The 4,441-nt window shown below is 19.9% G+C and carries 5 protein-coding genes; all 5 read right to left on the bottom strand.

The features are described from left to right. Positions 1-528 (bottom strand): HD domain-containing protein (locus tag RBR25_RS17415; protein WP_432820813.1); only part of this gene is annotated, 528 nt, incomplete at its 3' end. Further along, positions 528-1,631, bottom strand: coding sequence for a hypothetical protein (locus tag RBR25_RS17410; RefSeq protein ID WP_432820812.1), 1,104 nt, complete (start codon positions 1,629-1,631; stop codon positions 528-530). The genes RBR25_RS17410 and RBR25_RS17415, both read right to left, overlap by 1 nt. Next, positions 1,624-2,736, bottom strand: a complete 1,113-nt coding sequence (locus tag RBR25_RS17405; RefSeq protein WP_432820811.1) for a hypothetical protein — start codon at positions 2,734-2,736, stop codon at positions 1,624-1,626. The genes RBR25_RS17410 and RBR25_RS17405 overlap by 8 nt, the downstream gene beginning before the upstream one ends. A gap of 50 nt (positions 2,737-2,786) precedes the next feature. After that, a complete protein-coding gene (locus RBR25_RS17400) occupies positions 2,787-3,977 on the bottom strand; it encodes a hypothetical protein (protein ID WP_432820810.1) in 1,191 nt (396 codons plus the stop codon). Between the two features lie 164 nt (positions 3,978-4,141). Next, positions 4,142-4,441, bottom strand: a 300-nt coding sequence (locus tag RBR25_RS17395; protein WP_432820809.1) for a hypothetical protein, incomplete at its 5' end; no start/stop codon positions are given.

Raw genomic sequence — 4,441 nt, 5'->3', positions numbered from 1 at the left:
TATTGGTTTGTATTCTAATTCACTACCACCATAATCTGCGGTTGAAAATTTTTCTAAGTATTTAAAATATTTATGATTTATAAGATTTTTCTGTATGTTTAATCTCATTTCATCTATATATTTATATCGCATATGATTTTGAATAACATACTCTATAATATTTATATCACCTCCCATTTTTTTAATCCAGTTAGAATATTTATTTAATATTTTAACTGATATATCTTCGTGACCAGGTGCTGACCAAGATTGTTTCTTATCATCAAAGTAGGTAGTATAAGTTTTTCCTAAATCATGAAAAAACCCAGATAGTGTTAAATTTATATCATTATAACAATTATGTAATCTATTTGTCACTAGTTGTATATGAATATAAGTATTTCCTTCTGGATGCCAATAAAGACTTTGTTCTACTTTTTTAGTTTTATCAACTTCTTCTTTTAATAAAGAAGGTGCATTATCATATAACAATTTAAATTGATCGATATATACACCTTCATTAATATATTTTATAAATTTTGTTATCATTAATTATAGTTAATAGATTTTTCGTCAATATATAAATTGTGACTAAATGATAATATAGATTTTAATCTTTTTTTATTTTTCTTCAATGAATCTATATTTTTAATTTTTATTTTTATATCATTTTTCTTTAATGTTATAGAACCATCAGAATGAACAATTGCAATAAAATTTAAAGTTTCCTCTAAATCATTCTTATCATAAAAAATCATTTCTTTTTCTGGTTTGAAAAAATTATCATTAGCACATAAAAATTTAACTTCTTCATATATTATATCATATACTTCATCAAAAATATTAAATAATTTATACATTGGTAAATCTGTTACTTTTTGTACATATTCTGGTTCAGTTGAATCAAAATTTTCTGGTTCTCTAACAACAGGTAATGATTCCCAATTTATTTTAGTACAAACATTACATAGTTCTAAAAGATAATCTAAATCTTGTTCTTCTGTTACTTTATGTTCATTAAAATATCCAACTGATAAATTTGTACATTCTGGTATAATCGCCATAAAATATGCAGAATCAGTTCTTACTCCATATGGATCAGCTTTAAATTCCATTCCATTCTTTTTAAATTCTTCTGATAAACCACTGACAAATTCATTAGAACAACACCATTTTCCAACTTGTCTATTTATAATAGAACCATATCCTCTTCTATCAAAAGATATAACCCTGTCGTAATTAGATAACATATTAAACATATACTTAGCTAACAATCTAGATCCTGCTCCACCTGTCTCTTCACCAATTAAAAAATAGTAAAGACCTGGTACACTATTATCAATCATATTTAGCATTATAGTTACACCTGCTTTATCATCAGCTCCCAATATTGTATTACCATCAGTTTTTACAAATCTATGTCCATCCTTTTCATAAATTTCATAATTTACTTTAAGTTTTTGTTTCCCAACTGTATCTAAATGACTGGTAAATAAAGTTTTTGATTCTCCAATTTTTATATAATAATTGCCAAATTGATCCTTTTTCAAATTATTTGGTAATATATTTTCTTTTACATAATCCTCATAACCATAAATATAAGTATACTCAATTAATTTTAAAAATGTTTGTTCAATTTCTTTTTTATTCATAATATTCTCTTTTTATTTTTTTAGGTTTATAATTTGGTATATATTTATTCTTAACATCTAAACTAATTTTACTTAAAATGTATTCATTATTTAATATCTTATTAATTATATTTATATATTTATTTTTATTTTCAAATAATATAAAAATCATTTCATTTACATTATCAATATTTTCAAATTTAAAATATTTATGATTTAATAATAAATCGATAAAATATGGATTTTTAATATTATTAATTACATAATTTAAACATTTATTTTTAAACATAGATGGATTTTTATCAATTTTTAATAATTTTTCAAAATAATAAATATCATTAAATTGAATTGTTAATAATAAATTATTATTAATTGACTCATCACTTAATTCGTTTTTATATTTATCAATAAAAAAATCAAAAATTTGTTTATGATTTCTATTAATACAAGAATATAATAAATTATCATTATATTTAATATTTTTAATTTTTTTATAAATTATTTTAATAATATCTAATTTATTAATATTTATAATTTTTATTAATATTCTTCTTAATGTATCTTCATGTAATTTTACTTTTAAATTATTTATAAAATATATTATTAATTCAAAATCATTATAAAAACATGATTCTATAACCAAGTCATCAAGATAAACTGACATTATAGAATGTATATAATCAGTATTATATAATCTATAAATTTCATCTTTATACTCGATTTTTTTTCTACCATGCCTATTATAAGCTGATATTAAACTTTTAATAATTGTTATTTTTACATTTTCTGATTTTTCTATAAAATATTTTGATATTTTATGATACATTTTCAAATTATCATAATTATAAATAGATTTTTTTAATAGATATGTATCATACTCATTTAAATTAGTATTTTCTAAAATATAATCTAATATCTCAGTTCTAACTAATTTCCTTGAAAAAATATAATCAATAGAATCTATTTTAAAACTATACTTCTTATAATCATCTTTAATAAAATTAATAGTAGATATGAATAATTTTACATTATTTTTAATGATACATTTGCGCAATAAATCACCATACTTATTAACATTAAATAAATATGGTTTATATAAAATTAATCTTAACCAACGAAAAATCATATTATTGTTTTTGATTCACAAAGATATTAAAAAATTTTTATAATACAAAATTATGATATTAAATTTCTTTTATAATAATCAAATATTTGTTTAACTTCATTTTTATATTTATGTGGATATGCAATAGAATCATGTATAGTAAATATAACTATATCATCATAACTATTATAAATGTGATTTACAACCTTCTTAAATATAAAATCACTTTCTAGTAATTGAAGATCATGACTTAATGTTTTATAACTATCACTGACTGATTTATAATCTTTTATAAAATTAAATACATTAGGAAATAATGAATAGAACATTTTATTTTCTTTTTTAGCATCTCCATTTTGCCCAAATAATACTTTATACATCATGATCTTTGCATCTTCTCTATATGTAAGCCCTAACTTATTTACTAATTCTTCGTATATCAATCCATTTTGTACAAGTTCTATATATCTACTAACATCTTTTTTTATTAAATTTTTAATATCCATTTGTTCTTTCATAAGAACTGTTAAAAATAATGGTTGAGAATTATTTAAATCTATTTCTTCAATAATATCATTATCAATTGATAAAAAATTTTGTCTTATATGTTTTCTTAAAACAGTGAAATTAGTATGCATTCTACCATATTCATCGAATTTAAAAAAAATGTTACCATATGAAATATTTTCAATACTAATATAATTTTTCATATATTTTGTATATGATATTTCTTTATTATTTTTTAAATTATCAATATATTTAATTGATGAATTACCATCTATTTTTATTTTATATAAATCATCAACCAATCTTCTTCTTATATTTACAGGTATAGGACTATTATTTAATTCTAAAAATGATTTTTGTAAAAATTCCTTAGATGTCTTTTTTAGGATAAATCGATCATCTATTCTACATTTTTTAACATTTAAAATACTATTAGTGTTTAATTTATATGTTCTAGATTTTTTATTCGCATAATAATCTGATACTAAATAAATAAAATCATTTTCAACTAAATAATCAATATAATAATTATATTTAGCCCCATAATTCTTTCTTAGTATACTGGACCACATATTAAAATGTATTTCTTTATCTATCAAATCTTCTTTATGAAAATAATATTTCATCATTATCTCATTTATAATATTGATAAGATAATCAGTCTTTAAATTATTATTTTTATATAAAATCTTCTTTTCTTTTGTTAAGTATAAATATTTTTCCGGTATAAATTGGTATAAAAACGATTTACTCATTATAATAAAATATCTTTTTATTATTTATACACTATTTTATCATATTGTTTTAATATTTTATAAATAAAAAGTGATTGACTTATACATCAATCACTTATAAAAACGTGCAGAATTATGATATAATATATTCTATTATTATCTTTTATCTTTTCTTATTATCTTATTTAAGCACCGAAATCTAAATCTAAAGTATCTTCGTCCCAATCGTCATCAAATGATTTAATTTCTTTCATGTCAAATCCATCTATTTTAATTTTAGGTCTGAAGTGTCCATCTCCATCAAAATATGCTTTAAATGATCTACCAGCTCCAACATTACCACACCACTCCATGAAACTAAACATTTTTAAAAAATCTTTTGCTGTTGAATCATCGATATTAGATATTGAAACATTTATGGTTATATTACCATTTTCATCTTTTAAAGTTTCTAAATTTATATCGTTATCCTTTTTTTCATTTAA

The sequence above is a fragment of the Trichloromonas sp. genome (assembly GCF_034006665.1).
In the GTDB taxonomy this organism is placed as follows: domain Bacteria; phylum Desulfobacterota; class Desulfuromonadia; order Desulfuromonadales; family Trichloromonadaceae; genus Trichloromonas.
The sequence above is the reverse complement of the archived record's forward strand: the minus strand, read 5'-3'. Positions and strand labels throughout refer to the sequence as shown.

Excerpts from the sequence above, each read along its gene's own strand:
- RBR25_RS17405 (WP_432820811.1), bottom strand. The coding sequence starts at position 2,736 with ATGATTTTTCGTTGGTTAAGATTAATTTTATATAAACCATATTTATTT.
- RBR25_RS17410 (WP_432820812.1), bottom strand. The coding sequence starts at position 1,631 with ATGAATAAAAAAGAAATTGAACAAACATTTTTAAAATTAATTGAGTAT.
- RBR25_RS17400 (WP_432820810.1), bottom strand. The coding sequence starts at position 3,977 with ATGAGTAAATCGTTTTTATACCAATTTATACCGGAAAAATATTTATAC.